This window comes from Micromonospora sp. AMSO31t (genome assembly GCF_008868175.1).
Taxonomy (GTDB): domain Bacteria; phylum Actinomycetota; class Actinomycetes; order Mycobacteriales; family Micromonosporaceae; genus Micromonospora.
This window is the reverse complement of sequence record NZ_WBKT01000078.1, coordinates 1-26,275: the sequence shown is the minus strand read 5'-3', so window position 1 is coordinate 26,275 and position 26,275 is coordinate 1. Positions and strand designations below refer to the sequence as shown.

At 74.3% G+C, this 26,275-nt stretch carries 28 protein-coding genes; 18 read left to right on the top strand and 10 right to left on the bottom strand.

All coding sequences use genetic code 11. The features are described 5' to 3' along the window. Nucleotides 1-204 (top strand): YnfA family protein (locus tag F8274_RS18285; protein ID WP_151463610.1); only part of this gene is annotated, 204 nt, incomplete at its 5' end. A gap of 72 nt (nucleotides 205-276) precedes the next feature. Here F8274_RS18285 and F8274_RS18280 read toward each other — a convergent pair. From F8274_RS18280 to F8274_RS18270, 3 genes are read right to left on the bottom strand one after another with little or no spacing between them, the layout of a single operon-like run. Then, complete coding sequence (locus F8274_RS18280) at nucleotides 277-1,065, bottom strand: ABC transporter permease (RefSeq protein ID WP_151463609.1); 789 nt, start codon at nucleotides 1,063-1,065, stop codon at nucleotides 277-279. Further along, complete coding sequence (locus tag F8274_RS18275) at nucleotides 1,062-2,030, bottom strand: ATP-binding cassette domain-containing protein (protein ID WP_151463608.1); 969 nt, start codon at nucleotides 2,028-2,030, stop codon at nucleotides 1,062-1,064. Before F8274_RS18275 ends, F8274_RS18280 begins: the two co-directional genes overlap by 4 nt. A gap of 14 nt (nucleotides 2,031-2,044) precedes the next feature. After that, entirely contained in the window at nucleotides 2,045-2,710 is a 666-nt protein-coding gene (locus F8274_RS18270; RefSeq protein WP_151463607.1) for a DUF4097 family beta strand repeat-containing protein, read from the bottom strand. Nucleotides 2,711-2,934: 224 nt separating this feature from the next. Here F8274_RS18270 and F8274_RS18265 point away from each other — a divergent pair, with 224 nt between their 5' ends. After that, nucleotides 2,935-3,684 carry a helix-turn-helix domain-containing protein gene (locus tag F8274_RS18265; protein WP_151463606.1) on the top strand — a complete coding sequence of 250 codons (750 nt, stop codon included), beginning with the start codon at nucleotides 2,935-2,937 and terminating at the stop codon, nucleotides 3,682-3,684. 54 nt (nucleotides 3,685-3,738) lie between these two features. Here F8274_RS18265 and F8274_RS18260 read toward each other — a convergent pair whose 3' ends face one another. Beyond that, a complete protein-coding gene (locus tag F8274_RS18260) occupies nucleotides 3,739-5,145 on the bottom strand; it encodes a KamA family radical SAM protein (RefSeq protein ID WP_151463605.1) in 1,407 nt (468 codons plus the stop codon). Nucleotides 5,146-5,300: 155 nt separating this feature from the next. On the opposite strand from F8274_RS18260, the gene F8274_RS18255 reads away from it, so the two are divergent. The 6 genes from F8274_RS18255 to F8274_RS18230 all read left to right on the top strand — a co-directional run bounded on the left by F8274_RS18255 (nucleotide 5,301) and on the right by F8274_RS18230 (nucleotide 12,135). Further along, on the top strand, nucleotides 5,301-6,350 hold the full coding sequence (locus tag F8274_RS18255) for a zinc-binding alcohol dehydrogenase (protein ID WP_192579883.1): 1,050 nt from the start codon (nucleotides 5,301-5,303) through the stop codon (nucleotides 6,348-6,350). A gap of 5 nt (nucleotides 6,351-6,355) precedes the next feature. Next, nucleotides 6,356-7,927 carry an amidohydrolase gene (locus tag F8274_RS18250; RefSeq protein ID WP_151463603.1) on the top strand — a complete coding sequence of 524 codons (1,572 nt, stop codon included), beginning with the start codon at nucleotides 6,356-6,358 and terminating at the stop codon, nucleotides 7,925-7,927. A 114-nt stretch (nucleotides 7,928-8,041) separates the two neighbouring features. Beyond that, on the top strand, nucleotides 8,042-9,601 hold the full coding sequence (locus F8274_RS18245) for a lysine 5,6-aminomutase subunit alpha (protein ID WP_151463602.1): 1,560 nt from the start codon (nucleotides 8,042-8,044) through the stop codon (nucleotides 9,599-9,601). After that, nucleotides 9,598-10,350, top strand: coding sequence for an OAM dimerization domain-containing protein (locus F8274_RS18240; protein WP_151463601.1), 753 nt, complete (start codon nucleotides 9,598-9,600; stop codon nucleotides 10,348-10,350). The genes F8274_RS18245 and F8274_RS18240 overlap by 4 nt, the downstream gene beginning before the upstream one ends. Further along, nucleotides 10,347-10,739: a hotdog domain-containing protein gene (locus tag F8274_RS18235; RefSeq protein ID WP_151463600.1), complete on the top strand. Its 393-nt coding sequence runs from the start codon at nucleotides 10,347-10,349 to the stop codon at nucleotides 10,737-10,739. The genes F8274_RS18240 and F8274_RS18235 overlap by 4 nt, the downstream gene beginning before the upstream one ends. 58 nt (nucleotides 10,740-10,797) lie before the next feature. Beyond that, entirely contained in the window at nucleotides 10,798-12,135 is a 1,338-nt protein-coding gene (locus F8274_RS18230) for a glutamate mutase L (protein ID WP_151463599.1), read from the top strand. Between the two features lie 3 nt (nucleotides 12,136-12,138). Here F8274_RS18230 and F8274_RS18225 read toward each other — a convergent pair whose 3' ends face one another. After that, nucleotides 12,139-13,032, bottom strand: a complete 894-nt coding sequence (locus F8274_RS18225) for a helix-turn-helix domain-containing protein (RefSeq protein ID WP_151463598.1) — start codon at nucleotides 13,030-13,032, stop codon at nucleotides 12,139-12,141. Between the two features lie 185 nt (nucleotides 13,033-13,217). Here F8274_RS18225 and F8274_RS18220 point away from each other — a divergent pair, with 185 nt between their 5' ends. From F8274_RS18220 to F8274_RS18195, 6 genes are all read left to right on the top strand, one after another. After that, complete coding sequence (locus F8274_RS18220) at nucleotides 13,218-14,240, top strand: zinc-dependent alcohol dehydrogenase family protein (RefSeq protein WP_151463597.1); 1,023 nt, start codon at nucleotides 13,218-13,220, stop codon at nucleotides 14,238-14,240. A 544-nt stretch (nucleotides 14,241-14,784) separates the two neighbouring features. Then, the gene (locus F8274_RS18215) at nucleotides 14,785-15,093 is read left to right on the top strand and encodes a hypothetical protein (protein WP_151463596.1); all 309 of its coding nucleotides are present in this window, start codon (nucleotides 14,785-14,787) and stop codon (nucleotides 15,091-15,093) included. After that, entirely contained in the window at nucleotides 15,090-15,488 is a 399-nt protein-coding gene (locus F8274_RS18210; protein ID WP_151463595.1) for a hypothetical protein, read from the top strand. The genes F8274_RS18215 and F8274_RS18210 overlap by 4 nt, the downstream gene beginning before the upstream one ends. A 69-nt stretch (nucleotides 15,489-15,557) precedes the next feature. Continuing rightward, on the top strand, nucleotides 15,558-17,162 hold the full coding sequence (gene lnt / locus F8274_RS18205) for an apolipoprotein N-acyltransferase (protein WP_151463594.1): 1,605 nt from the start codon (nucleotides 15,558-15,560) through the stop codon (nucleotides 17,160-17,162). 25 nt (nucleotides 17,163-17,187) lie between these two features. Beyond that, on the top strand, nucleotides 17,188-17,976 hold the full coding sequence (locus F8274_RS18200; RefSeq protein WP_151463593.1) for a polyprenol monophosphomannose synthase: 789 nt from the start codon (nucleotides 17,188-17,190) through the stop codon (nucleotides 17,974-17,976). A 55-nt stretch (nucleotides 17,977-18,031) separates the two neighbouring features. Beyond that, nucleotides 18,032-18,547, top strand: coding sequence for an FxsA family protein (locus F8274_RS18195; RefSeq protein WP_151463592.1), 516 nt, complete (start codon nucleotides 18,032-18,034; stop codon nucleotides 18,545-18,547). 64 nt (nucleotides 18,548-18,611) lie between these two features. Here the strand turns inward: F8274_RS18195 and F8274_RS18190 are convergent, their stop codons facing one another. Beyond that, nucleotides 18,612-18,953 carry an RNA polymerase-binding protein RbpA gene (locus tag F8274_RS18190; RefSeq protein WP_046564157.1) on the bottom strand — a complete coding sequence of 114 codons (342 nt, stop codon included), beginning with the start codon at nucleotides 18,951-18,953 and terminating at the stop codon, nucleotides 18,612-18,614. 221 nt (nucleotides 18,954-19,174) lie between these two features. Between F8274_RS18190 and F8274_RS18185 the strand changes: the two genes are divergently transcribed. Next, the gene (locus tag F8274_RS18185; protein ID WP_151463591.1) at nucleotides 19,175-20,656 is read left to right on the top strand and encodes a peptide MFS transporter; all 1,482 of its coding nucleotides are present in this window, start codon (nucleotides 19,175-19,177) and stop codon (nucleotides 20,654-20,656) included. A gap of 12 nt (nucleotides 20,657-20,668) precedes the next feature. On the opposite strand, the gene F8274_RS18180 is transcribed toward F8274_RS18185, so the two are convergent. The 3 genes from F8274_RS18180 to F8274_RS18170 form a co-directional block, all read right to left on the bottom strand. Further along, nucleotides 20,669-21,259 carry a pyridoxamine 5'-phosphate oxidase family protein gene (locus F8274_RS18180; protein ID WP_151463590.1) on the bottom strand — a complete coding sequence of 197 codons (591 nt, stop codon included), beginning with the start codon at nucleotides 21,257-21,259 and terminating at the stop codon, nucleotides 20,669-20,671. A 73-nt stretch (nucleotides 21,260-21,332) separates the two neighbouring features. Further along, a complete protein-coding gene (locus F8274_RS18175; RefSeq protein WP_151463589.1) occupies nucleotides 21,333-22,463 on the bottom strand; it encodes a hypothetical protein in 1,131 nt (376 codons plus the stop codon). Between the two features lie 26 nt (nucleotides 22,464-22,489). Then, on the bottom strand, nucleotides 22,490-23,068 hold the full coding sequence (locus tag F8274_RS18170; RefSeq protein WP_151463588.1) for an XRE family transcriptional regulator: 579 nt from the start codon (nucleotides 23,066-23,068) through the stop codon (nucleotides 22,490-22,492). A 95-nt stretch (nucleotides 23,069-23,163) separates the two neighbouring features. Between F8274_RS18170 and F8274_RS18165 the strand changes: the two genes are divergently transcribed. After that, complete coding sequence (locus F8274_RS18165; protein ID WP_151463587.1) at nucleotides 23,164-23,436, top strand: hypothetical protein; 273 nt, start codon at nucleotides 23,164-23,166, stop codon at nucleotides 23,434-23,436. Here the strand turns inward: F8274_RS18165 and F8274_RS18160 are convergent. Continuing rightward, on the bottom strand, nucleotides 23,382-24,743 hold the full coding sequence (locus F8274_RS18160) for an MFS transporter (protein WP_151463586.1): 1,362 nt from the start codon (nucleotides 24,741-24,743) through the stop codon (nucleotides 23,382-23,384). The two genes, F8274_RS18165 and F8274_RS18160, sit on opposite strands and share 55 nt — an antisense overlap. Nucleotides 24,744-24,814: 71 nt before the next feature. Between F8274_RS18160 and F8274_RS18155 the strand changes: the two genes are divergently transcribed. Next, nucleotides 24,815-25,465: a TetR/AcrR family transcriptional regulator gene (locus tag F8274_RS18155; protein WP_225853856.1), complete on the top strand. Its 651-nt coding sequence runs from the start codon at nucleotides 24,815-24,817 to the stop codon at nucleotides 25,463-25,465. A gap of 54 nt (nucleotides 25,466-25,519) precedes the next feature. Next, a partial coding sequence (locus F8274_RS18150; protein WP_151463585.1) for an NAD(P)/FAD-dependent oxidoreductase occupies nucleotides 25,520-26,275 on the top strand: 756 nt, incomplete at its 3' end.

Here is a 26,275-nt window from a genome sequence, read left to right as displayed (position 1 = left end):
TTGGGGGCGTACGGGTTCGTGGCGACGTTCCAGCCCGATCCGAACTTCGGCCGGATCCTGGCGGCGTACGGGGGCGTGTTCGTGGCCGGATCGCTGGCGTGGGGTGTGCTGGTGGACGGGTTCCGGCCGGACCGGTGGGACCTGACGGGAGCGGCGATCTGCCTGGCCGGGGTCGCGGTGATCATGTACGCGCCGCGGGGCTGACGGTCGCGGGAAGCGCCGGCGGGCGGCGCACGCCGACGGGTGTCGGGGTGCGCCGCCCTGACCGGGCGGGGGTCACCTCGGGTCGCGGTTGAACTTCGACGTCGACCAGAAGTAGCCGAGCACCGCGAGGCCCAGGCACCAGGCGACCGCGAGCCACCCGTTGTGGCCGATCCCGGTGCCGAGCAGCAGTCCGCGCAGGGTCTCGATGGCGGGCGTGAACGGCTGGTACTCGGCGATCGGCTGGAGCCAGCCGGGCATGGCGTCGACCGGGACGAAGGCGCTGGACAGCAGCGGCAGCAGGATCAGCGGCATGGCGTTGTTGCTGGCGGCCTCGGCGTTCGGGCTGACCAGTCCCATGCCGACCGCGATCCAGGTGAGCGCCGTGGCGAAGAGCACGAGCAGCCCGAGCGCGGCGAGCCACTCCAGGACGCCGGCGTCGGTGGACCGGAAGCCGATGGCCACGGCGACGGCGCCGACGAGGACCACGCTCAGGACCGACTGCAGCACGCTGCCGACGACGTGTCCGACGAGCACGGAGCCGCGGTGGATGGCCATGGTGCGGAAGCGGGCGATGATGCCCTCGGTCATGTCGGTGGAGACGGACACGGCGGTCCCGATCACGGTGCTGCCGATGGTCATCAGCAGGAGGCCGGGGACGAGGTAGGCGATGTACCGGGAGCGGTCGGGGCCGCCGCCGATGCCCGCGCTCATCGTGTCGCCGAAGACGTAGACGAAGAGCAGCAGCAGCATGATCGGGGTGAGCAGCAGGTTGAGGGTGAGGGACGGGTAGCGCCGGGCGTGCAGCAGGTTGCGGCGCAGCATGGTGGACGAGTCGCGTACGGCGAGGGCGAGGGAGCTCATCGGAGGGCCTCCTTGGGCTGGGTGGGGATGCGGGCGTCGCCGCCGGTCAGGGCGAAGAACACGTCGTCGAGGTCGGGGGTGTGGACGGTGAGGGTGTCGGCGTGCACGTGGGCGTCGTCCAGGCGGTCGAGGATGGCGCGCAGTTCGCGCTGGGTGCCGCCGCTGGGGATCTGGAGGGTGAGCGCCTGGTCGTCGCGTGCGGTGTCGGGCAGCGCGGCGGCGGCCCGCTCGTAGGCGGCGGGGTCCTCGAAGCGCAGTTGGACGTGTCCGCCGGGGATGAGGCGCTTGAGTTCCTCGGCGGTGCCTTGGGCGGCGATCTTCCCGTCGTTGAGGACGGCGATGCGGTCGGCGAGCTGGTCGGCCTCCTCGAGGTACTGGGTGGTGAGGAAGACGGTGACGCCGTCGGCGACGAGGTCGCGGATGATCTGCCACATGTTGTGGCGGCTGCGGGGGTCGAGGCCGGTGGTGGGTTCGTCGAGGAAGATGATCCGCGGGTTGCCGACGAGGGTCATGGCGAGGTCGAGGCGGCGTTTCATGCCGCCGGAGTAGGTGGAGGCGGGCTTCTTCGCGGCGTCGGTGAGGTCGAAGCGTTCCAGGAGTTCGGCGGCGGCGGCGCGCTGGCCGTCGCGCTTGGGCAGGTGGTGCAGGTCGGCCATGAGGAGCATGTTCTCCTCGCCGGTGATCAGGCCGTCGACGGCGGAGAACTGGCCGGTGACGCCGATGGCGGTGCGGACGGCCCGGGGGTCGGTGGCGAGGTCGTGGCCGCCGACGCGGACGGGGCCGGAGGCGGGGTCGGGGGAGATGAGGGTGGAGAGGATCTTGACGGCGGTGGTCTTGCCGGCGCCGTTCGGGCCGAGCAGGGCGTAGATGGTTCCGTGCGGGACGGCCAGGTCGACGCCGTCGAGTACGACCTTGTCGCCGTAGGACTTGCGCAGTCCGTTCGCCGCGATGGCCAGGTTGGTCATGGTGGGTGCTCCTTTTAGAGGCTGCGGGCGTCGATGTCGCCGTGGGCGGTGGTCGCGTGGATGGTCAGGTCGGGGGCGCCGTCGGTGTTCTTGAGGGAGTTGTGGATCCGGCCGTGGGTGGTGCCGGCGTCGAGCGAGGCGGAGGCTCCGTGGGCGGCGCCGACGGTGATGTCGCCGGCCTGGGTGCGCAGCACGACGGCGCCGCGCACGGCCTCGGCGATGCGGATGTCGCCCTTGGCGGTGCTGATCTCGGCGGGGCCGTTGAGGCGGCCGAGCGTGACGTCGCCGGCGGCGGTGGTGAGGTGGACGCCCGCGGCTTCGTCGATCTTGATGGAGCCGTGGGCGCCCTCGAAGGTGACGTCGCCGACGCGGCCGACGGCCCGGAGGTCGGCGCTGGCGGCCTTGGCCTCGATCCGGGAGCCGGCGGGCAGCTGGACGGTGACCTCGATGAAGCCGGAGCTGCCGAGGATCTGGTTCCTGGCGGTGGCCTCGATGCGCAGGACGCCGTCGCCGTACTGGACCGTGGTCTGCTCCGCGACCTTCACGTCGCGGCTCTTGGTGGCGTCGGCGGGCCGGACGTCGACGGTGGTGTCGGTCCGGTCGGCGGCGATGAGCTGGATGCGCCCGGCGGGGATGTGGAGGACGGCGGTGATCGGGGTGGGGGTGTCGAAGGTCTGCATAGTGCTCTCCTCCTGCGCTTGTTTCTGACACCGGAAACGCTACGTTGCGTTCAGGTATCCGGCAACATGCTCGTTGCGCAAATGCAGTATCAGTGCAGGTGAGGACGCGATTATCGTTGCAACCGGCGTGAATCTAACGCAACGCCGGGTGCCCTGCTCGTTGCATTGGTTGAGGAGTGAACGCTATGCTGGCGGCATCGAGCGACCGTGGAGGGGATATCGCGATGCCGGGAGGCAGGCTCACCCAGCAGGAACGCCAGCAGATCGCGCTGGGGCTGGCCGACGGCCTGGCCTACGCGGAGATCGCCAGACGTCTCGACCGGCCCACCTCGACGATCACCCGTGAGGTGATGCGCAACGGCGGCCCCACCGCCTACCGTGCCGACCTGGCCCACCGTGCCACCGAACGCCGCTCCCACCGGCGCAGGCAGGCCCCCGCGCGAGGGCCGCAGGCGCCGTCGCAGGCGCACGGGCGCGACGCGGAGGCCGTGCGCGAGTACGAGGAGATGTTCACGACCCTGCTCATGCAGCAGGGCCTGCCCAAGATGATGTCCCGGGTGCTGACGTCTCTCTACACCGCCGACGCGGGCAGCCTCACCGCGTCCGAGCTCGTCCGGCGCCTCCAGGTCAGCCCGGCGTCGGTCTCCAAGGCGATCACGTTCCTGGAGAGCCAGGGGCTCATCCGCCGGGAACGCGACGAACGCCGCCGCGAGCGTTACGTCGTCGACGACGACGTCTTCTACCAGGGCACGATCGCCGGCGCCCGGGCCAACGCCCAGCTCGCGGAGACCGCACGGCAGGGCGTGAGCATCCTCGGGCCCGGCACTCCGGCCGCCATCCGCCTGGAGAGCATCGCGCGTTTCGTCGAGTTCATCGCCGAGAGCATCAGCCGCGCCGCGGAGCAGGCCCGGGAGATCCTCTACACGAAGCCCGAAGCGACCCCGGGCGGTCGTGGCGATGGTGGCGGCGGGTGAGAAGCCGCCACCCCCGCGGCCGGGTGGCTCACGGGGGCGGCGGGGTGGTGCGGGTCAGTCGTCGCGGTGGGCGGCCCACCAGGCCTGGCCGGCCTCGGGCAGGGTGTCGATCGGGTCGTAGTAGGCGTAGCGCTTGTTGAGCGCTTCGAGGTCGGCGGACTCGATCGAGGTGCGGTAGTTCTTGGTCCAGTAGGAGATGCCGCGTTCGCGGTCGTACTCGGTGAGCATGTGCACCCACCGCTTGCCGACGAAGGGGACGTCGCAGACGATGCGCGGGGTGGCGTAGCCGGGCAGGTAGCCCATGATGTCGTGCTGGAGCTGCTGGGCGTGCCAGACCGGGACCCGCCAGTGCTCGGCGTTGGGGATCATGTCGCACATGTAGAAGTAGTACGGCAGGATGCCGGCCTCGCCCTGCAGGGCGAAGCAGAGGTCGAGCAGGTCGGCGCTGGTGGCGTTGACGCCGCGCATGAGCACGCCCTGGTTGCGGACGTCGCGGACGCCGACGTCGAGGGCGGTCTGCGCGGCCCGGGCGACCAGCGGGGTGATCGACTGCCGGTGGTTGACGTGGGTGTGGATGGCGAGGTTGACGCCGCGCCGGCCGGCCGTGCGGGCGACCCGTTCGAGGCCCTCGACGACGTCGGCCTGCAGCCAGTGCTGGGGCAGGCCCATGAGGGCCTTGGTGGCGAGGCGGATGTCGCGGATGGTCTCGATCTCGAGCAGCCGCATGAGGTAGGACTCGAGGTTCTTCCACGGCACGTTGGCCACGTCGCCGCCGGAGACCACGACGTCGCGGACGCCGGGGTGGGCCTTGAGGTAGGTGATGTGGGCGTCGTAGCGGTCGACGGGCTTGAGGGTGAGCTTCAGCTTGTCGACGGCGGGGGTGGAGTTGCCGACCAGGTCCATCCGGGTGCAGTGCCCGCAGTACTGCGGGCAGGTGGAGAGCAGCTCGGCGAGAACCTTGGTGGGGTAGCGGTGGGTGAGGCCCTCGGCGACCCACATGTCGTGCTCGTGGAGGCTGTCGCGGCTGGCGTAGGGGTGGGAGGGCCAGTCGGTGCGCCGGTCGGAGGCGACGGGGATCATGTAGCGGCGGATCGGGTCGGCGAGGAACGCCTCGGTGGTCATGGGCTCGAACGGCACCATGGTGTTGACCATCTGCGGGGGCACCAGCATCGACATGGTGGCCAGGGCCTTCTGGTCGGCCTCGAGGTCGGCGTAGAAGGTCTCGTCGACGAGGTCGCCCAGGACGGTGCGCAGCTGCTTGATGTTCTTGACGCAGTTGACCCGCTGCCACTGGGCGTTCTCCCACTGCTCCCGGGTGACGTGGCGCCAGCCGGGGAAGCGGGTCCAGTCGGGTTCGACCAGGGGGCTGCGGCGGTATTCGTACGGCTGCCCGGCGGTCGGAACGGCGACCGGGGCGTGACGGGGTTGAGGGATGGTCTCAACCGGTTGGGTCTGGGTCACGGCCCCTCCTGACATGTGGTGCGGGTGATCAACGATCCCGAAGGCTACTGGAAAATATCCGGTGAAGAAATTAGTCTGCCGTAAGTTTTCCCGCGACGCGAGCCCTGGCCGGGGTTTCGGGCGGCTGGACATAGGGGGTCGGCGTGACGTCACCGGTGGGTCTGCACCGAGTCGTGGAACCGGCGGGGGTGCTGCCGCAGGCGGCGTGGCGGCTGGACGCCGACCCGCGGATCGGCGCCAACGAGGTGCGGATCCGGGTCGAGCGGCTGAACCTGGACGCGGCGAGCTTCCGGCAGCTGTCGGAGAAGCACGGCGGCGACGGGGAAAAGGTCCGCGCCGAGGTGCTGGAGATCATCTCGACCCGGGGGAAGATGCAGAACCCGGTCACCGGCTCCGGCGGCATGCTCATCGGCACCGTGGAGGAGGCCGGGAAGCGCTCCCCGCTGGGGCTGCGGCCGGGCGACCGGGTGGCCACCCTGGTGTCGCTGACGCTGACCCCGCTGACGATCCTCGACGGGCTGGCCCGCTGGGACGGGCGCAGCGAGCAGGTGCCCTGCGACGGGCACGCGATCCTGTTCGCCCGGTCGATCGCCGCGGTGCTCCCGGGCGACCTGCACCCGGACCTGTCCCTGGCGGTGCTCGACGTGTGCGGGGCGCCGGCGCTGACCGCGCGGGTGGTGGCCGAGCAGGTGGCGCGGCGCCGCCGGGAGGAGGACCCGCGCCCGGTGACCGTGGCGGTGATCGGCGGCGCCGGCAAGAGCGGTTCGCTGTCCCTGGCCGCGGCGCGGCGGGCCGGGGCCGGCCGTACCGTCGGGGTGGTGCCGGTGGCGGCGGAGCGCGACGCGCTCGACGCGGCCGGCCTGGCCGACGTGGTCGCGCTGGCCGACGCCCGCGACCCGGTCGGCCTGTCCACGGCCGTGACCACGGCGCTGGGCACCCCCGCGGATGTCACGGTGGTCTGCGTGGACGTGCCGGGCTGCGAACACGGTGCGGTCCTCGCCACCGGGGACGGCGGCACGGTGATCTTCTTCTCGATGGCGACGAGCTTCGCGGCCGCCGCGCTGGGCGCGGAGGGCCTGGCCGCGGACGTGACCATGCTGGTCGGCAACGGGTACGTGCCGGGGCACGCCGCGCTGGCGCTGGACCTGCTGCGCGCCGAGCCGGGGGTGCGTCGTCTGTTCGAGGCCCGCCTGGCGGCAGACTGAGCATCATGACGAACCCCTCGACCGTGTACCGCGGCGGAGTGCTGCACTGTCCCGCCGACCCGAGCGCGACCGCGTTGCTGGTGCGTGACGGGCGGATCGCCTGGCTGGGCGCCGACGCCGACGCCCCGGCCGCCGACCGGGTGGTGGAGCTGGGCGGGGCGCTGGTGACGCCGGCGTTCGTCGACGCGCACGTGCACGCCACGGACACGGGGCTGGCCCTGTCGGGGCTGGACCTGTCGGCGGCGCGGTCGGCGTCCGGGCTGCTGGACGCGGTGGCGGTGTTCGCCGCCGCGCTGCCGTCCGACGCGGTGGTGCTGGGGCACGGCTGGGACGAGTCGTTCTGGGCGGAACCGGCCCTGCCCGACGCGGCCGCGCTGGACCGGGCGGCCGGGGGCCGCAAGGTGTACCTGTCGCAGGCGTCGATCCACTCGGCGCTGGTGTCGGCGGCGCTGCTGGCCGCCTGCCCGGACGCGGCGACCGCCGCCGGGTACGACCCGTCGGGCTGGCTGCGCCGCGACGCCCACCACGTGGTGCGAGCGGCGGCCCTGGGCTCGGTGACGGCGGCGCAGCGGGTGGCCGCCCAGCGCACGGCGCTGCGGCACGCCGCATCGCTAGGGATCGCCGCGGTGCACGAGTGCGGCGGCCCGGGGACCTCCGACGAGAGCGACTTCACCGGCCTGCTGGCGATCTCCGGCGACGGCGTGCCCGAGGTGTACGGGTACTGGGGTGAGCTGCTGGGCGCGGCGAAGGCCCGGGAACTGGGCGCGGTCGGCGCGGGCGGTGACCTGTACGCCGACGGGGCGCTCGGGTCGCGCACCGCGCACGTGTCGGCCGCGTACCTGGACGGGGAGCCGGGGGCGTGCGGGCACGGGTACGTGACCGCCGAGCAGGTGCGCGACCACCTGCTGGACTGCGCGGCGCACGGGCTGCAGGGCGGCTTCCACGCCATCGGGGACGCGGCCATCGGCACGGTGCTGGACGGGTTCGCGCAGGCCGCGCGGAAGGTGGGCGTCGACCGGCTGCGGGCCGCCCGGCACCGGGTCGAGCACGCCGAGATCATGAGCAAGCGGCTGATCGCCGGATTCGTGGAGTACGGCATCGTGGCGTCGATGCAGCCGGCGTTCGACCGGCTGTGGGGCGGCGCCGGCCGGATGTACGAGTCGCGGCTGGGCCTGTCCCGGTCGTTGGAGTCCAACCCGATGGGCGCCATGCACGGGGTGGGCGTGGCGTTGGCGTTCGGGTCGGACTCGCCGGTGACGCCGCTGGACCCGTGGGGGTCGGTGCGGGCCGCGGCGGCGCACCACAACCCGGCGCAGCGGATGAGCGTGCGGGCGGCGTTCGCCGCGCACACCCGCGGCGGGTGGCGGGCCGTGCACCTGGACAACGAGGGGGTCCTCGCCCTCGGCGCGCCGGCGACGTTCGCGGTGTGGGACACCCCGGCCGGGGTGGAGCGGGGACTGCCGGTGCTGCAGGCCGAGGACCCGGAGGCGCGCGGCGCGGACGACCCGACGCCGCTGCCGGTGTGCCGGGCCACGGTCCTGCGCGGTGACGTGATCTATCAGGAAGGGGCTTCGTGAGCGTGCGGAGCATCGGCACAGACAGGGGCGCGACGGCGTGAGCGAGCTTGCGAGCGAACCATCGGCACAGCACAGGCGCCGGCACGGCGTCGCCGAGCGCAGCGAGGTGACGGCGTGACAGGCAAGCTTGGGCTGGATCCGGCGCTGGTGGCGCGGGCGCGGGAGTTGGCGCGCCGCGCCGGGCAGCCGGTGGTGGATCTGGCGCGCAGCCACACCACCGTGTCGGTGGAGCGGGCGGTGCTGCGGCTGGCCGGGGTGACCGGCGCCGACCCCGACGGCATCCCGTGGGTGAACCGCCTCGTCGACGCGGTCGTCGCCGACGTCGGTCTCGGCCACGGGGTGGCCGCGCCGGTGTTCGACGCCCTCGCCCGGGAGCAGATCGGCGACGTGACGCTGCTGGCGCAGAAGGCCGCCGCCGGGTCGGTGCGGTTCACCCAGCCCACCGGCAAGGCCGCCACCGCGGCCCGGAAGGCCGCCCGCAAGGCGGTCGCCGCGGGCGTGCGGCAGATCGACCGGCGCCGCGCCGAACGGGACCGCCTGGTGAAACGGTACGGCGACCCGAAGCAGCGGCCGTGGATCTACCTGATCGTGGCCACCGGCGACATCTACGAGGACATCCCGCAGGCGCAGGCCGCCGCCCGCGCCGGCGCGGACGTCATCGCGGTGATCCGCTCCACCGGGCAGTCGCTGCTGGACTACGTGCCCGAGGGCGCCACCCGGGAGGGCTTCGCCGGCACCTACGCCACCCAGGAGAACTTCCGGCTCATGCGGGCCGCCCTGGACGAGTCGTCGCGGGAGCTGGGCCGGTACGTGCGGCTGACGAACTACGCGTCGGGCCTGTGCATGCCGGAGATGGCCACCCTGGCCGGCCTGGAACGGCTCGACATGATGCTCAACGACTCGATGTACGGGATCCTGTTCCGCGACATCAACCCGATCCGCACGTTCGTCGACCAGCGGTTCTCCCGGCAGGTGCACGCCCGCGCCGGCATCATCATCAACACCGGCGAGGACAACTACCTCACCACCGCCGACGCCGTCGACGAGGCGCACACGGTGACCGTGTCGCAGCTGCTCAACGAGTACTTCGCGCACGAGGCGGGGCTGGCCGACTGGCAGCTCGGCCTCGGCCACGCGTTCGAGATCAACCCGGACGTGCCGGAGTCGTTCCGCCTGGAGCTGGCGCACGCGCTGCTGGCCCGGGAACTGTTCCCCGACGCGCCGCTGAAGTGGATGCCGCCGACCAAGCACATGACCGGCGACGTGTTCCGCGGCAACCTGCTCGACGGGTTCTTCAACCTGGTCGGCACCATGACCGGGCAGGGCATCCTGCTGGTCGGCATGATGACCGAGGCGGTGGTCACCCCGTGGCTGTCCGACCGGGACATCGCCCTGCAGAACGTTCGCTATGTGCTCGGCGCCGCCGGCGGGCTGCACGAGGACTTCGTGCCCGCGCCGGGCGGGTTCATCCAGCAGCGCGCCCACCGGGTGCTCGGCGAGGCCGTCGACCTGCTCGACCGCATCGGTGACCAGTCGCTGCTCACCGCGATCGCCGAGGGCACCTTCGGGATCATGAAGCGGCCCGCGGACCGCGGCAAGGGCCTCGACGGCATCGCGAAGCACGAGGCGGACTACTACAACCCCGCCACGGACATCCTGGAGCAGGCGGCATGACGGAGAAGAAGATCGTCCGGCCGTACGGGGACACCACCGGCGACGGCATGGTGCAGGTGTCGTTCACGCTGCCGGTGCCGCACGACAAGCGCGCCGAGGGCGCCGCCGTGCAGCTCGCCAACAAGATGGGCATCGACCCGGCCATGCTGGTGCACGCCAAGCAGATGGGCGACGGGTTCACCTTCTTCGTCGTCTACGGCCGTGCGAACCACCTCGTGGACCTCGACAAGGTGCAGGTCGTGGAACGGGATTTCCCGCTGCTGTCGGCCAAGGAGGTCAACACGGTGGTGAAGCAGCGGCTGCGACGCAAGCTGTCCGTGGTGGGCGCCTGCATCGGCACCGACGCGCACACCGTCGGCATCGACGCCATCCTCAACGTCAAGGGCATCGCCGGGGAGAAGGGCCTGGAGTACTACCGCGAGCTCAAGGTCACCAACCTGGGCGCGCAGGTGAGCGTCCCCGAACTCGTCGAGGCCGCCCGCCGGGAGAAGGCCGACGCCGTGCTCGTCTCCCAGGTCGTCACCCAACGCGACGCGCACCTGCACAACACCCGGGAGATGTCCGCCGCGTTCCGGGAGGCCCTGCCCGCCGGCAGGCGGCCCCTGCTCATCGTCGGCGGCCCCCGCTTCGACGAGACCATGACCGGGGAGCTGGGCGTCGACCGGATCTTCGGCCGCGGCACCACCCCCGGCGAGGTCGCCAGCTACCTGGTCCACGCCCTGATCACCGACAAGAAGGCGAGAGCATGAGTGACCCCCGGGTCGGCCTGACCGTCACCCACCGCCGCTACGTGCCGTACTCCCACGCCCACTACGCCGGCAACCTCGTCGACGGGGCGTACGCGCTGGGCCTGTTCGGTGACGTCGCCACCGAGGTGTGCATCCGCACCGACGGCGACGAGGGGCTGTTCGCCTCCTACTCCGACGTGCAGTTCACCGCGCCCATGAAGGCCGGTGACGTGCTGGAGGTGACCGCCACCGTCACCCGGGTCGGCACCCGCAGCCGCACCATCGACTTCGCCGCCCGGGTGGTGTGCCGGGGCCGCCCCGACAAGGGCGAGTCCGCCGCCGAGGTCCTCGCCGAGCCGATCGTGGCGGTCACCGCGACCGGCACGGTGGTCGTACCCCCGGCGGCGTGAGCGCGAGGAGTGAGCCGGGTTTGCGAGCCCCGCAGTCGCGAACGAAGGACGGCTCCGCGTGAACCTCGCCGTCTGCGCTGACGTCGGGTCGACGTACACCAAGGCCGCGGTGGTCGACCTCGACGGCGGCCGGCTCGTCGCCGCGGCGGCCGCGCCGACCACCGTCGGCACCGACGTGCTGCACGGCCTGGACACCGCGGTCGGCGCCGCCACCGCCGGGCTCACCGCCGGCGACCTGCCCTGGTACGTGTGCTCGTCGGCCGGCGGTGGCCTGCGGCTGGCCGTCATCGGCTACGAGCCGCTGGTCACCGCGCAGGCCGGCCGGCGGGTCGGGCTGTCCGCCGGGGCGAACGTGGTGCACGTGGCCGCCGGGCGGCTCGGCGCGGCCGACCTGACCGCGCTGCGCGCCGCCCGCCCCGACGTGGTGCTGCTCGTCGGCGGCACCGACGGCGGCGACGCCGACACCCTCACGCACAACGCCACCCGGCTGGCCCGGGCCCGCTGGCGGGTGCCCGTGGTGCTGGCCGGCAACACCGACGTCCGCGACGACCTGCACGCGCTGCTCGCCGCGGCGGGAGTGCCGGTCACCGCCGCCGACAACGTGCTGCCCCGTATCGGGGTGCTCGCCCCCGCGCCGGCCCGCGCCGCGATCCGGGAGGTGTTCCTGCGGCACGTCATCGGCGGCAAGAAACTGTCCCGCGGCAGCCGCTTCGCCCGCCTGGTGCGGGCCGCCACCCCCGACGCGGTGCTCACCGGGGTGGAGGTCCTCGCCGACGCCCTCGGCGGGGACCTGGCCGTCGTCGACGTCGGCGGCGCCACCACCGACGTGTACTCGGTGCTCACCCCCGACGAGCGCGACACCGGCCCCAGCCAGGAGGTCACCGGCACCCTGTGGCGGGCCCGCACCGTCGAGGGGGACCTCGGCATGCGGTGGAGCGCCCCCGGCGTGGTCCGCGCCGCCGCCGAGGAACGCCTCCTCGCCGCGGGGGAGGAGGACGACCTGGCCGCCGCGGCGGCCGTGCGGGCCGCCGACCCCGGGTACCTGCCTGCCGGGGACGCCGACCGGGCCGCCGACCGGCGCATCGCCGCGCTCGCCGCGACCGTGGCGCTGCGCCGGCACGCCCGCGGCGCCGCCACCGGCGAACGCGCCGGACGGGACCTGCGCGACGTGAAGCTGATGGTCGGCTCCGGCGGGGTGCTGCGGCACGCCGCGCCCGGCGACGCCGCCGGGGTGCTCGCCGCGGTCCTCGGCGACCACGCCGGCGGGTGGCCGCTGCCCCGGGCCGCCCGGCCCGTCGTCGACGTCGACTACGTCCTGGCCGCCGGAGGTCTGCTCGCCGCCGACCACCCCGACGCGGCGGCCGCGCTGCTGCGCCGCCACCTCGGCGGGGTCTGAGCGCTACTCGGCGGGCAGCGTCGCGGCGCGGGCGTCCGCCTCCTGCGAGGCCGCCCAGGACGCCAGCAGCCGCAGGTTGTCCTCCGCGGCGGAACCGGGCTCGGCGGTGTAGATCACGAGGGAGAGGCCGGGTTCGGCGGTCATCGCGAGGGTCTCGAAGGCCAGGGTGAGATCCCCGACCGCCGGGTGGTGGAACCGCTTCACGCCGGTCCCGTGCCGGCGGACGTTGTGGGCGCCCCACCGGGTCCGGAACGCGTCGCTGCGGGTGGACAACTCGCCCACCAGGTCGTGCAGGTCCTTGTCGTGGGGGTCCCGGCCCGCCTCGGTGCGCAGCACGTCGACGGTGACGTCGGCCATAAGTTCCCAGTCGGGATAGAAGCGGCGCGCGGCGGGGTCGAGGAACTGGTAGCGGGCCAGGTTCGGCGGCGGCGAGCCGCCGCCGGTGTAGATGTCGCTGAAGAAGCCGCGGGCCAGCTGGTTGGTGGCCAGCAGATCCAGGCGGCCGTTGCTGACGTACGCCGGGCCGGCCGTGACGGCGTCCAGGGTCCACTGCAGGCTGCGGTGCAGCGGCGCCTGCCGGCCCGCCCGCCGGCGTGGCCGGGCGAGCGCGTCGGAGCCCTCGGCGGCCTGGGCCAGGTGGAGCAGGTGGGCGCGTTCGGCGTCGTCGAGCTGCAGGGCGCGGGCCACGGCCTCCAGGACGCCGGGGGAGACGCCCGCGAGGTGGCCGCGTTCGAGCTTGGCGTAGTACTCGACGCTCACGTCGGCGAGCGCGGCGACCTCGCTGCGGCGCAGCCCCTTCACGCGGCGCCGGGTGCCGGCCGGCAGACCGGCCCGCGCCGGGGTGATCTTGGCGCGCCGCGAGACGAGGAAGTCGCGGACCTGCTCATGGTTGTCCACGCGGTCGACCGTACGCGGCGGGGACCGCGGCAACCATGTACTGCCGGTACACCCCTCACCAGGAACTCCCTGCCGGCGCGGAAAGGGAGTTACCTGGTCCCCGGGCGGGACTAGGCGCCCGTCATCGGGGCAATCCGTGCGGCGGTTCACCGCCGGACCCACACGAATCGGCAAGGGAGAACATCATGCGTGGCGTCGTCATGCACGCACCCGGCGACGTCCGGGTGGAGGACCGCCCGGATCCGCGGATCGAGCAACCCACCGACGCGATCATCCGCGTGTCGGCGACCTGCGTGTGCGGCTCGGACCTGTGGCCGTACCGCGGGGTGCAGAAGGTGGCGGGCCCGACGCCGATGGGCCACGAGTACGTCGGCATCGTCGAGGAGGTCGGCGCGGAGGTGGGCACCGTCCGGCCCGGCCAGTTCGTGGTCGGCTCGTTCTGGGCCTCCGACAACACCTGCGAGATCTGCCGGGCCGGCTACCAGTCCGCCTGTGTGCACCGGGTGCCCATGGGCAGTCTCGGGTCCCAGGCCCAGTATCTGCGGGTGCCCCTCGCCGACGGCACCCTCGTCGCCACGCCCGAGGTGCCGCCCGCCGGCCTGATCCCCAGCTACCTGGCCGCCTCCGACGTGCTGGGCACCGGCTGGTTCGCCGCGGTCGCCGCCCAGGCCGGCCCCGGCCGGACCGTCGCGGTCGTCGGCGACGGCGCGGTCGGCCTGCTCGCCGTCCTGGCCGCCCGGCAACTGGGCGCCGAACGCGTCATCGCGGTCAGCCGGCACGGGTCACGGCAGAAGCTCGCCCGCGAGTTCGGCGCTACCGACATCGTCACCGAACGCGGCGACGAGGGCGTGGCCCGGATCAAGGACCTCACCGGTGGGCTCGGCGCCCACTCGGTGGTGGAGGCGGTCGGCACGCAGGAGTCGATGATGCAGGCCGTCCACTCCACGCGCGCCGGTGGGCACGTCGGGTTCGTCGGCGTCACCCACGACGTGGCCGTGCCCGGCATGGAGCTGTTCTGGTCGCTGGTGCACCTGCACGGCGGTCCCGCACCCGTACGCCGGTTCCTGCCGGACCTGATGCGCCTCATCGGCGACGGCACCATCAACCCGGGCCGCGTCTTCGACCTCGAACTGCCCCTCGACCGGGCCGCCGAGGGCTACACGGCGATGGACGAGCGCCGCGCCGTCAAGACGCTGCTGCGTCCCTGACCACCCACGCACTCCAGGAGCAGGCATGGAACTCCGGCCCGTCAACCCCACCGTCAGGACACCCGCGCGGAACGCGCACCACCACCACACGTGAACGACCCCCGGTCGCATCGAGACGCGCCGACGCGACACGCCGTGTCGCAACACACGACAGGCCCGGGTGGGTTGACAGCGGCGGGGGTCCACGCCGTACCGTCTTTGAGTCCTACCACGGGAAGCGGCTGTTGTTCGCTTCGTCCCTTCGTCCGCTGGCCGAGCGACCGGAAGGTTGCGGCGGCCAGGTCCAGCGGGCGGGGGTCGGCGGGGCGGCGCGAACCGGCCGCGGTTACCGGTGTACGGGCAGGGTGAGAGGCACGGCCAGTAGACAACGGCCAGGCGGGGGCAGCCAGTCCACGTCGGGTCGGTCCGAAGGTCGGCGCCGATCGTCCTCGCCCCACCGGCCGGGAAGGGCCTGGGAGCATCGGGGCGCGGCGCGAGCCGCGCCCCGATTTTCATGCCCGCCGGAGCCCCGGCCCGGGCGGTACGACCGGTTATGCTGTGTGGTATGACCGGAGCGGTGCGGAAGTTGTCGATCTCGGTTCCGCCGGACGTCGCCGAACGCCTCGAACGGGAACCCAACGCCAGCGCCTTCCTCGTGCACGCCGCGCGGGCGCTGATGCGCCGGGAAGCCCTCGACGCCGAGCTGGCCCACCGGGGCGTCACCGTCACCGAGGAGGGCGTCGCCCGGGCGCGGGCGGCGCGCGCCGCCGTCGACGTGGCCTGGCCGGCCGAGCGCTACCAGGCGATCCGGGACCGCGCGCGGCAGGTCGCCGCCGACGGCGAGGACCTCGCCGCCCGGGTCACCGCCGCGTGAGCGACCCCGACGGCCCGCCCGTGCGGCTGGTCCTCGACCGGTCGGCGCTGCTGGCGTACGTGGCCGGGTCGGTGCACGTGGGGGAGACGCTGCACGAGGTCATCGCCGACGGGGTGCGCTTCGGGGTGACGGCGGTCGCCGCCGCCGAGGCGTACGCGGCCGTCGACGACCCGAAGGACCGGGGGGCGCTGCGGCGGCTGCTCGCCCTCGACGCCTGCGCCGTCCTGCCCACCGACGGCGGGGCCTGGCAGGAACTGGCGTACTGGCGGGGCTTCACCGGGCGGGTCGACCTGGCCGCCACCGTGCTGGCCTGCCTCGACCACGACGCGCCGATCCTCACCGGCGAGTCCCGCTACGGCACCGACGACCTGCCGGTGATCCACCTGCCCGGGTGACCCGGCCCGGACGGGCCGACGGGCCAGTCCGCCGGGTAGCCTTCGGCCCGTGATCGTGGTGAGGTGCCGGTGACGACGCTGGACCGGGAAGAGACGCAGGCCACCGGCGGGGCACGCCCGGGCGCCGGCGGGGGACCGCTGCCGCTGAAACTGGCCGTCCCGGCGGCCCTGCTGGCCGGTCTGGCGCTGCTCGCCGCCTTCCCCCCGTACGGGCTGTGGCCCCTCGCCCCGGCCGGTGTGGCGCTGCTCGCCGCCGCGGCGCACCGGCGGCGGCTGCGCGCCGGCGCCGGGCTGGGCTTCCTCGCCGGGGTGGCGCTGTTCGCGCCGCTGCTGGAATGGACCAACCTGCACACCGGCTACCTGCCGTGGCTGCTGCTGTCCCTGCTCCAGGCGGGCTACCTGGCGCTGCTCGGCGCTGCCACCGCCTGGGTGTCCCCCCTGGTCGACCGGCACCGCGCGGCGTGGCCGCTGGTCACCGGGGTGCTGTGGGTGGGCCAGGAGGCGCTGCGCGACCGCACCCCGTTCGGCGGGTTCCCGTGGGGACGGCTGGCGTTCAGCCAGGACACCTCCCCGCTGCTGCGGCTGGCCGCGCTCGGCGGCGCCCCGCTGGTCACCTTCGCCGTGGCCCTCGCGGGCGGGATCCTGCTCACCCTCGCCTGGCGGGACTGGCGCCAGCCCGCCGGGCTGTGGCGGCCCGTGGCCGGGCTCGCCGCCGCCCTGGCCGCCGTGCTCGCCGCCGGCCCCGCCGTGCCGGCCGGTGTACGCGGCGGCGGCGACACCGTCACCGTCGCCATCGTCCAGGGCAACGTGCCCCGCCTCGGGCTGGACTTCAACGCCCAGCGGCAGGCGGTGCTGAACAACCACGTCGACGCCACCCTGAAACTGGCCGAACAGGTCGCCGCGGGCACACAACGCCACCCGGACCTGGTGGTGTGGCCGGAGAACTCCAGCGACATCGACCCGCTGCGCTACCCCGGCGCGGGCGAGCGGATCTCCCAGGCCGCCGACACCATCGGCGCGCCCATCCTGGTCGGCGCCGTGCTGCTCGGCCCCGGCGAGGGCGAGGTCCGCAACGCCGGCCTGCTGTGGCGCCCCGGCAGCGGCGCCGACCTCGACCAGCTCTACACCAAGCGGCACCCCGTGCCGTTCGCCGAGTACGTGCCGCTGCGCGAGATCGCCCGGATGGTCAGCTCCGAGGTCGACCGGGTCCGCTCCGACTTCGTCCCCGGCAGCACCCCCGGCGTGCTGGACACCGGCGTGGCCACCCTCGGCGACGTGATCTGCTTCGAGGTCGCCTACGACGGCATCGTCCGGGACACCGTCACCGGCGGCGCGCAGCTGCTGGTCGTGCAGACCAACAACGCCACCTTCGACGCGGCCGAGGCCCGCCAGCAGCTGGCCATGGTCCGACTGCGCGCCGTCGAGCACGGTCGCGCCGCCCTGATGGCCTCCACGGTCGGTGTGTCCGGGTTCGTTTCCCCGGACGGGCGGGTAGACGGTGCGACCGGGTTCAACACCGCCGCGGTGGTGGTGCGGCAGATGCGGCTCGGCGACGGGCGTACCCCGGCCACCACGGCGGGGGTGTGGCCGGAGGTGGCCCTCGCGGCGCTCGCCGTCGCGGCCCTGGCCGGCGCAGCCGTGCTGCGCCGGCGCCGGGAGGTCGACCCGGGGTAGGACGACGAGCGGGAGGCGGTACACGGTGGGCGTGGTAGCCGACAGGCGGACGGTCGGCCATCCCGGGGTGGGACGGGTCCTCGTGGTCATTCCCACCTACAACGAGGCCGACAACGTCGACCGGATCGTCGCCCGGGTACGGGAGGCGGCCCCGGCGGTCGACGTCCTCGTCGCCGACGACAACAGCCCCGACGGCACCGGCGCCATCGCCGACGGCCTCGCCGGCGCCGACCCGCACGTGCACGTGCTGCACCGCCCCGGCAAGGGCGGGCTGGGCGCCGCTTACCTGGCCGGTTTCGCCTGGGCCCGGCAGCGCGGCTACGACGCCGTGGTGGAGATGGACGCCGACGGCTCGCACGCCCCGGAGGACCTGCCGGCGCTGCTGGACGCCGCCCGCGACGCCGACATGGTGATCGGCTCCCGGTGGACCCGCGGCGCGCGGGTGCTGAACTGGCCGCTGCGGCGGCTGCTGCTGTCCCGCGCCGGCAACCTCTACGCGCGCCTCGCGCTCGGCGTGCCGGTCTCCGACGCCACCGGCGGCTACCGGGTGTATCGGGCCGCCGCGCTGGACGCCATCGACCTGGCCTCGGTCCGCTCGCAGGGGTACGCGTTCCAGGTGGAGCTGTCCCGGCTGGCGCACCGCGCCGGCGTGCGCATGGTCGAGGTGCCGATCACGTTCGCGGAGCGGGAGCACGGCGACAGCAAGATGAGCCCGCTGATCGTGGCGGAGGCGCTGTGGCGGATCACCACCTGGGGGCTGCGGGACCGCCGTGCCGCGGCGCGCCGCCCCGACGCGCTGGCCCGCTGGCCATGAGCGCGGGCGTGTCATGCTGGAGGGGCGTGATGACACCCCGGGCGGATGAGGTGAGATGCGCCGAGGACTGAAGTACGTACCACCGGCCCTGCTGCTGCTCGCGCTGGTGGAGCTGGCCGTGTTCGTCCTGGTCGGCCGGGGCATCGGGTTCGGGTTCGCGGTGCTGCTGGTGTTCGCGGCCTCGCTGCTGGGCCTGGTGCTGCTGCGCCGGGAGGGCATGCGGGCCTGGCGCGGCTTCCGGGCCGCCGTGGAGTCCCGGCAGCCGCCGGGTCAGCAGGTCACCGACGGTTTGGTGGGCCTGCTGGGCGCACTGCTGCTGGCGCTGCCCGGCCTGGTCAGCGGCGCGGTGGGGCTGCTCCTGCTGGTGCCGCCGGTGCGGCGGCTGGCCCGCTCCGGGGTCCGCCGGGCCACCGAGCGCCGGGTGTCGTCGATGGTCGCCGGTGACCTGTTCGGGCCCCGCCGGGTCCGGGTGCGTCGCGGCGCGCCCCCGCCCACCCCGGCGCCGCAGCCGCCGCCGGTCGCCGAGCCGGGCCGGGCCATCGAGGGAGAGATCGTCGAACCCGGCCGCTGAAACCGGACAGACATGACGAAGCGCCCCCGGGGTGATCCCAGGGGCGCTTCGTCGTTACGGGTGCTCAGGCGCGACCGCGGCGGGTGCGGACCTCCTGCAGCCGCTCGGCGAGGATGTCCTCCAGCTCGGCGATCGAACGCCGCTCCAGCAGCATGTCCCAGTGGGTGCGCGGCGGCTTCGCCTTCTTCTGCTCCGGCTCGCTGCCGTCGACCAGGCGGGCGACGCTGCCGTCGAACTTGCACTCCCAGGTCGTCGGGACCTCGGCGTCGACGGCGAACGGCACCTCGAACTGGTGCCCCTTCGCGCAGAGGTACTCGCGGGTCTGACGCGGCGCGAGCTCCGTGTTGCGGTCGGATTCGTAGCTGACTGCGCCCAGCCGGCTACCGCGCAGCATACGCTCGCCCATGATCGACTTCCCCTCGTTCGTGGTGCTGGTCTTCAGGTGTAACGGCCCGTCACCGCCGCCCCATTCCCGGCCATGCCGACGGCCCCGCACGGGGTCGGGATCCTCAAGAGTAGCCGGTCATGACAGCTGCCCGGCGGGGTCGTCCCCGGCCGGGCCGAATCGGTGGAGTGTTTCGACTGTCAACGGGGATGTTAGCCGCCTCCACGTGTGCGGAGGTGACGATGACCGGTGACGCGCCGGCCGAGGCCCGAGCGCCCGGCGGGAAGACGTTCTTCGGCCACCCGCGGGCGCTGTCCACGCTGTTCCTCACCGAGATGTGGGAGCGGTTCAGCTTCTACGGCATGCGCGCCATCCTCGTGCTGTACCTGACCGCGTCGGTCGCCGACGAGGGGCTGGGCATCGGGGAGTCCACCGCCAACGCCGTCTACGGCACCTACAACGCCATGGTCTACCTCATGGCGCTGCCCGGCGGGTGGGTGGCCGACCGGCTGATCGGCGCGCGGCGCAGCGTGCTCTGGGGCGGCGTGGTGATCGCGGCCGGGCACTACGTGATGGCCGTGCCGGCCCGGTGGAGCGTGTTCGCCGGCATGACGCTGATCGTGCTCGGCACCGGCCTGCTCAAGCCGAACATCTCCACCATGGTCGGCGACCTCTACGACCGGGACTCCCCGCGCCGCGACGCCGGCTTCTCGATCTTCTACATGGGCATCAACCTGGGCGCGTTCATCGCCCCGCTGATCACCGGCTTCCTCGGCGAGAAGATCAACTGGCATCTGGGGTTCGGCGCGGCCGCCATCGGCATGACCTTCGGCGTGATCCAGTACGTGCTCGGCCGGCGCAACCTCGGTGACGCCGGCGCCCGGCCGGCCGACCCGCTGCTCGGCGCCGACCGGCGGCGGGCGCTGACCCGCATCGCCGTCGTCACCGTGGTGGTGCTCGTGGTGCTCGCCGTGCTCGCCCTGATCGGGCTGTTCACCGTCGACACGGTGGTGAACCTGCTCACCCTCGTCACCGTGCTGGTCACCATCGCCTATTTCGCCCGGATCCTGACCGACCGGGAGATCAGCGGCACCGAGCGCAGCCGCATGAAGGCGTACGTGTGGCTGTTCGTCTTCGCCGCGGCGTTCTGGCTGATCTACGACCAGGCCGGGTCGGTGCTGAACATCTTCGCCGAGGACCAGACCGACCGGAACGTCGGCGGCTTCACCTTCCCGGCGTCCTGGCTGCAGTCGGTGAACCCGATCCTGATCATCATCGGGGCGCCGCTGGCCGCCGCGCTGTGGCTGAAGCTCGGCCACCGGGTCTCCACGCCGACGAAGTTCGCCGTCGGCCTGGTGCTCAACGGCCTGTCGTTCGTGCTGATGGCCGCCGCCGCGCAGGCCGCCGTCGGCGGCGACCTGGTCTCCCCGTGGTGGCTGGTCGCGGTGTACGCGATCCAGGTCGCCGGCGAGCTGGCGCTGAGCCCGGTGGGCCTGTCGGCCACCACGAAGCTCGCCCCGGTGAAGTACGCCAGCCAGATGCTGGGCCTGTGGTTCCTCGCCACCGCCGTCGGCGACGCGATCGGTGGTCAGGTCGCCCGGCTCGCCGACAGCTGGTCCGAGCCCACGTACTTCCTGACCTTCGGGCTGGCCTCGGTGGTGCTCGGGTTCGCCGCCGTGATGTTCACCCGGCAGATCCGGGAGCTGATGGCCGGCATCCACTGACCGGCCCGGACGTCACCGGGCCGGGGTCGGCGGCAGCGGCAACGGCAGGCCCGGCAGCCCGTCGATGCTGGTCGCCACGTGCTCCTTGCCGGCGAAGTACGCGCTCAGCGACGCGTCGTCCTCCCGGGCGAACCGCCGCCCGTGCAGGTCGCGGTCGGCCTCGTACGTCATCAGCGGCACCGCGTAGCCGCAGGTGTCGCGGATCAGCTCGGCGCGGACCACGACGATCGCCCGCAGGCCGTGCGGGTCGGGGTCGATGTCGGGGAAGTGGCCCAGCAGCTCCGGCCAGCGGGGGTCGTCGCGGAACACCGGCTCGCCCCGCCCGTGCACCCGGACGATGTTCGGCGGGCCGTCGAAGGCGCACCACATCAGCGTGATGCGGCCGTTCTCCCGCAGGTGCGCGACGGTCTCGGCGTTGCTGCCGGCGAAGTCCAGGTAGGCGACGGTCAGCTCGTCGAGCACCGCGAAGGAGCCGCGCAGGCCCTTGGGGGAGAGGTTGATCGTGCCGTCGCCCGCGAGGGGGGCGGTGGCCGTGAAGAACATCGGCTGCGCCTCGATGAAGGTCCGCAGCCGCCCGTCGATGCGCTCGTACGTCTTACCCACGCCCGGATCATCCTCGCCGGAGGCCACCTCCCGCCGACCCGTCCCCGCCCGTCCCAGCCCGTGGCCGGGGGACTCAGCCGGTGCGGGAGCCCAGCCGGGCCAGGGCGCTGGCCAGATCGCTGACCTGGTCGGCGAGCTGGCCGGCCCGCCGCTGGGCGGCGTCGCGGTCGGTCTCGGCGGCGGCCAGCCGTACGGTCAGCTCCGCCAGCCGGGCCTCGACGGCGGCGGAGGCCTGCCGCGCGGCCGCCAGCTCGGCGGCGAGGGCGTCCCGCTCGGCGGTCCGGGCCGCCAGCTCATCCCGGGCGGCGGAGGCCGCCGCCACGGCCTCCCAGCGGCCGGCCTCGGCCCGGTCCCGGGCGGCCTGCGCCTCGGCGGCCTCCGCGCCGGCCCGCTGCGCCGTCTCCTGCGCGGCCCGCCGCGCCTGCTCGGCCTCCGCGCGGGCCGTCGCGGCGTCGGCCCGGGCTCCGTCGGTCTCGGCGCGCAGGCGCTCGGCCCGGTCGAGGGCCTCACCCGCCGAGCGGGTGGCCCGCTCGGCGTCGACCCGGGCGGCGTCCCGTTCGGCGGTCAGGTCGGTGACCCGCCGGCGCTCACCGTCGCGTTCGGACCGCACGGTACGCAGCTCGTGGCGGGCGGCGTCGCGGTCCCGCTCGGCCTGCACCCGCAGCGCCTGCGCGGCCCCGGCCTCGCCCCGCGCCTCGTCCCGGGCCGCCTCGGCGTGCCGGGCCCGGTCGGCGGCCGCGGTCGACGCCGCTTCGGCGCGGTCGGCCCGCTCCCGGGCGGCGTCACGTTCGGCCAGCGCCGCCTGCGCCTCCTGGCGGGCGCGCGCGGCGGCCGCGGCGGCGTCCTCGGCGTCCCGGCGGGCCTCGTCGCGTGCGGTGTGCGCCGCCGCCACCTGGGCGGCCGTCTCGGCGCGGACCTCGGCGAGCTGCCGCTCCACCCCGGCCGGGGACAGCTCGGCGTGCAGCGCCTCGGTGAGGGTCTCCACGACCTGGTCGAGCCGGTCCACGGCCTCCCAGGTGCGGGCCACCTGCCCGGGCAGGCCGGGGGCGTTGCGGTGGCGCATCCGGGAGTTGCGCGACGCCCGCTGGCAGGCGCCGTCGTTGTCCCGGCAGTACCGGAAGGGCCGGCCCGCGCCGGCGCGCTGCGGCACGTCCCGTCCACAGTGGGCGCAGGGGCGGGTCTCGGGGGCGGTCTGGGCGTCCATCGGCGGCGAAGTCTAGTTGCCGGAGGTCACGACGGCGTCGACGGCCCGGTGCGGACGACGGCCTGGTCGCCGTGCGGCCCGAACAGGTGCAGGATCTCGACGGTGTCCGTGCCGGCCGGGCCGAACCAGTGCGGCTCGCCGGTGTCGAACTCGGCGACCTCGCCCGGGGCGAGGGTGAACTCGCGGTCACCGAGGACGAGGCGCAGCCGGCCGGCGAGCACGTAGAGCCATTCGTAGCCGGCGTGGGTGACGAGGCTCGGCTCCCGGGGCGCGAGTACCTGCTTGAACACCTGGACCCGCCCCGGATACTGCGTCAGGGGCACCACCACGCCGCCGCGGCGGCGCCGGTGGGGTCGCAGGTGGACGCGGGGGTCGCCGGTGGCCGGCGCCGCCACCAGCTGGTCCAGCGCGACGCGGTGGGCGCGGGCCAGCGGGATCAGCAGTTCCAGGGTGGGGCGCCGCTTGCCCGACTCGAGGCGGGACAGTTTGCTCACCGAGATGCCGGTCTGCGCCGCGAGATCCTCCAGCGTGAGCCCGCGGTCGCGGCGCAGCGCGCGCAGCCGGGGCCCGATGGCGTCGAGGAGTTCCGTGAGGTCGGCTTCCATGCCCGCCATCTTTGCGGTTTCCGCAAGACGGCTGGGCCCGGGGGTGCCGCCGGTCCGAGCATGGCGGCATGTTTCCCCGACGCGGAGGTGAGCGCATGGCCGCGACATCCCTGACCGAGCCAGCCGACCTGACCGTGCGCCGGCGGTGGGCCGTGCTCGCGATCTGCGCCCTGAGCATGCTGGTGGTGGGGCTGGACACCACGATCGTCAACGTCGGCCTGCCCGCCATCGGCCACGCCCGCGCGTCCCGGCCGGGGTGGCTCGTCGTCACGGCCTGCGGCCTGTTCCTCCTGGTCGTCGCGCGCGCCGCCCGTCAGCCGGCGCTGTCGCGGCCGGCGTCGGCGCGGGCCGTGCGGTCCAGGGTGTAGCGGCGTTGCAGCAGCACGGCGACCACCATGAGGGCGGCCGGCAGCAGGCCGAAGCCGTACCGGATCGCCGTGAGCGCGCCCGCCGACTGGGTGACCGACTGCCCGGCGGCGGAGGCCACGAAGCCGCCGGCCGCCAGGCAGAGCGCGTAGGCGTAGGGGCCCAGCGCCGCGCCGGTGGCCTCGGTGGCGGTCCACACCCCGGTGTAGGTGCCGGCCCGGTCGGTGTCGGCGGCCCGGATCACGTCGGGCAGCATCGAGAAGGGCAGCAGTTGCATCCCGGCGAACGCCACCCCGAGCACCGCCACCGCGCCGACCAGCACCGGCAGCCCGGCCGGCCGGCCGACGGCCAGGACCAGCGCGCCGGCGGCGAAGGCCAGCTGGCCGGCCAGCAGCGCCGACTGCTTGCCGACCCGCCGGGCCACCGCCAGCCAGGCCGGGGTGACCAGCAGCGCCGGCGCGACGAACGCGGCGACCAGCACGGTGGTCAGTTTCGGGCGGCCCAGCTCGTACTCGGCGTAATAGGGCACGCCGGCCAGCACCAGGTGGGTGGTGGTCGACATGGCCAGGTACGCGCCGGCCAGCCGGCGGAACTGCCGGTCGCGCAGGCTCGCCGCCAGGGTCGCCCACCCGCCGGCCCGGTGCGGCGGCGACGGCGCCGCGGCGGTGCGGCGCAGCCGGTCGATCCCGGCGACGCCGACCACCATGGCCGCGAGCATCCCCACCGCGAGCAGCGCCGCCATCCGCAGGTAGCCGGCGCGGGTGGCGGTGTCACCGCCGGCCAGCAGCGGCGCGAGCAGCCCGGAGACGAGGATGCCGAGGGTGAGCACCACCATCCGGAAGGCCATGAGCCGGGTGCGCTCGTGGTAGCCGATCCGCAGGTCCGCGGGGGTGGCCAGGTAGGGCACCTGGTACGCCGCGAAGAGCAGGTTCCCGGCGACGAAGAACAGCGCCACCCAGGCCGCGGCCGAGGCGCCGCTCAGCTCGCCGGGCACCGCGAACAGCGCGGCGAAGGCCAGCGGCAGGGCGCAGCCGGCCAGCAGCAGGCGCCGCCGGTGGCCGCGGCGGGCCTGCTCGACGTCGCAACGGTGCCCGATCCAGGGGTGCAGCAGCACGTCGGCGATCTTCGGCACCAGCAGGGTCAGCCCCGCCAGCCACGGGGCGACGGCCAGGACGTCGGTGAGGAAGTAGAGCAGCAGCAGCCCGGGCACGGTGACCCAGACGCCCATGCCGAGCGAGCCGGCGGCGAAGCCGGCCAGCGGGCCGCGCGGCAGGACGGTGGCCTGCCGTCGCTGGTCGAGCCCGGTCACGGCCGCCCCCTCCTCGGGGCACGCCGCCCCCAATCCAACGGATGCTGGATTGTAGGGGGAACAATGGCGGGATGACCATGCCCCGCCGGCGACCGGGCCGGCCCCGCCGCGGCACCGAGCGGCCCACCCGGGACCTGGTGCTCGCCGCCGCCACCGCGCTCTTCGCCGAGCGTGGCTTCGACGCGGTCGGCCTGCGCGATGTGGCCGCCGCGGCGGGCGTCGACGTGGCCACGGTCGCCCACCACACGGGTACGAAGGCCCAGCTCTACGACGCCTGCTTCGCCCGGGTCTTCGCGGCCGAGCGGGAGGTCCTGGAGGCGGCCGGGGAGCGGGCCCGGTCCGCCCTGGCCGCCGGCGGCGGCGACGCGCTGCGCACGCTGCACGACCTCGTCGACGTGTTCGTCGACTTCCTGGAGGACCGGCCGGAGACGACCGCGCTGTGGCTGCGGCGCTGGCTGGAGCCGCACCGGCACGCCGACCTCGACGAGCGCTACGCGGCCCCGCTCTACACGCTGGTCGAGGAGTTGCTCGCCACGGCCGCCGAGGGCGGCGCCCTGGTCGAGCCGACCCCGCACGTCACCGTGCGCAGCCTGGTCTGGGCGGTGCACGGGCACGTGGTGGCCCTCGCCGCCCAGAACGGGTCCGCGGCCCGGGAGCGGCGCGAGTTCCGGAGCTTCGTGCACCGCTTCCTCGACGGGCTGTACCCGCCGGCCGGCCCTTGACGGGTCGCCGCCCGCCGGGGATTATCCAGCGATCGTTGGATTAAGGAGGCGGGCATGGCGGCACCACCCCGGGTGGCGGTCATCGGCGCCGGCGCGGCCGGGCTGGCCACACTCAAGGCGCTGGCCGACGCCGGCGTGCCGGCGGTCGCGTTCGAGGCCACCGACACCGTCGGCGGCCTCTGGGTGTACGGGTCACCCGGCTCGCCCGCGTACCGGACGTTGCACCTCAACACCAGCAAGGGGCGCACCCAGTTCGCCGACCACCCGATGCCGGCGCACTGGCCCGACTACCCGGACCACACCCGCGTCGCCGGCTACCTCGCCGACTACGCCGACCGGTTCGGGCTGCGCGAGGCCGTGCGGCTGCGGCACACCGTCGAGCGGGTCACCCGGGCGGCCGGCGGCGGCTGGGCCGTGCACGCCACCGGACCCGACGGCCCGGTCCAGCTCGACGTCGAGGCGGTGGTGGTCGTCAGCGGGCACAACCGGGCGCCGAGGTGGCCCGACCCGTACCCGGGCGCAGCCACCGCCGAGCAGCTGCACAGTCACGACTACCGGGGCCCGGAGCAGCTCGCCGGCCGGCGGGTGCTGGTGGTCGGCGGCGGCAACTCCGCCATGGACATCGCCGTCGACGCCTCGTACGCCGCCGCGCGCACCCTGCTGTCGCTGCGCCGCGGGGTGTGGGTGGTGCCCAAGTACCTGCTCGGCCGCCCCTCCGACACCCTCAACGGGGCGCTCGCCCGCCGGCTGCCCTGGCGGCTGCGGCAGCGGATCAGCCAGACCATGCTCACGGCCACCGTCGGCCCACCC

Excerpts from the sequence above, each read along its gene's own strand:
- F8274_RS18280 (WP_151463609.1), bottom strand. The coding sequence starts at position 1,065 with ATGAGCTCCCTCGCCCTCGCCGTACGCGACTCGTCCACCATGCTGCGC.
- F8274_RS18275 (WP_151463608.1), bottom strand. The coding sequence starts at position 2,030 with ATGACCAACCTGGCCATCGCGGCGAACGGACTGCGCAAGTCCTACGGC.
- F8274_RS18270 (WP_151463607.1), bottom strand. The coding sequence starts at position 2,710 with ATGCAGACCTTCGACACCCCCACCCCGATCACCGCCGTCCTCCACATC.
- F8274_RS18265 (WP_151463606.1), top strand. The coding sequence starts at position 2,935 with ATGCCGGGAGGCAGGCTCACCCAGCAGGAACGCCAGCAGATCGCGCTG.
- F8274_RS18250 (WP_151463603.1), top strand. The coding sequence starts at position 6,356 with ATGACGAACCCCTCGACCGTGTACCGCGGCGGAGTGCTGCACTGTCCC.
- F8274_RS18240 (WP_151463601.1), top strand. The coding sequence starts at position 9,598 with ATGACGGAGAAGAAGATCGTCCGGCCGTACGGGGACACCACCGGCGAC.
- F8274_RS18235 (WP_151463600.1), top strand. The coding sequence starts at position 10,347 with ATGAGTGACCCCCGGGTCGGCCTGACCGTCACCCACCGCCGCTACGTG.
- F8274_RS18220 (WP_151463597.1), top strand. The coding sequence starts at position 13,218 with ATGCGTGGCGTCGTCATGCACGCACCCGGCGACGTCCGGGTGGAGGAC.
- F8274_RS18215 (WP_151463596.1), top strand. The coding sequence starts at position 14,785 with ATGACCGGAGCGGTGCGGAAGTTGTCGATCTCGGTTCCGCCGGACGTC.
- F8274_RS18195 (WP_151463592.1), top strand. The coding sequence starts at position 18,032 with ATGCGCCGAGGACTGAAGTACGTACCACCGGCCCTGCTGCTGCTCGCG.
- F8274_RS18190 (WP_046564157.1), bottom strand. The coding sequence starts at position 18,953 with ATGGGCGAGCGTATGCTGCGCGGTAGCCGGCTGGGCGCAGTCAGCTAC.
- F8274_RS18185 (WP_151463591.1), top strand. The coding sequence starts at position 19,175 with ATGACCGGTGACGCGCCGGCCGAGGCCCGAGCGCCCGGCGGGAAGACG.
- F8274_RS18175 (WP_151463589.1), bottom strand. The coding sequence starts at position 22,463 with ATGGACGCCCAGACCGCCCCCGAGACCCGCCCCTGCGCCCACTGTGGA.
- F8274_RS18170 (WP_151463588.1), bottom strand. The coding sequence starts at position 23,068 with ATGGAAGCCGACCTCACGGAACTCCTCGACGCCATCGGGCCCCGGCTG.
- F8274_RS18165 (WP_151463587.1), top strand. The coding sequence starts at position 23,164 with ATGGCCGCGACATCCCTGACCGAGCCAGCCGACCTGACCGTGCGCCGG.
- F8274_RS18155 (WP_225853856.1), top strand. The coding sequence starts at position 24,815 with ATGACCATGCCCCGCCGGCGACCGGGCCGGCCCCGCCGCGGCACCGAG.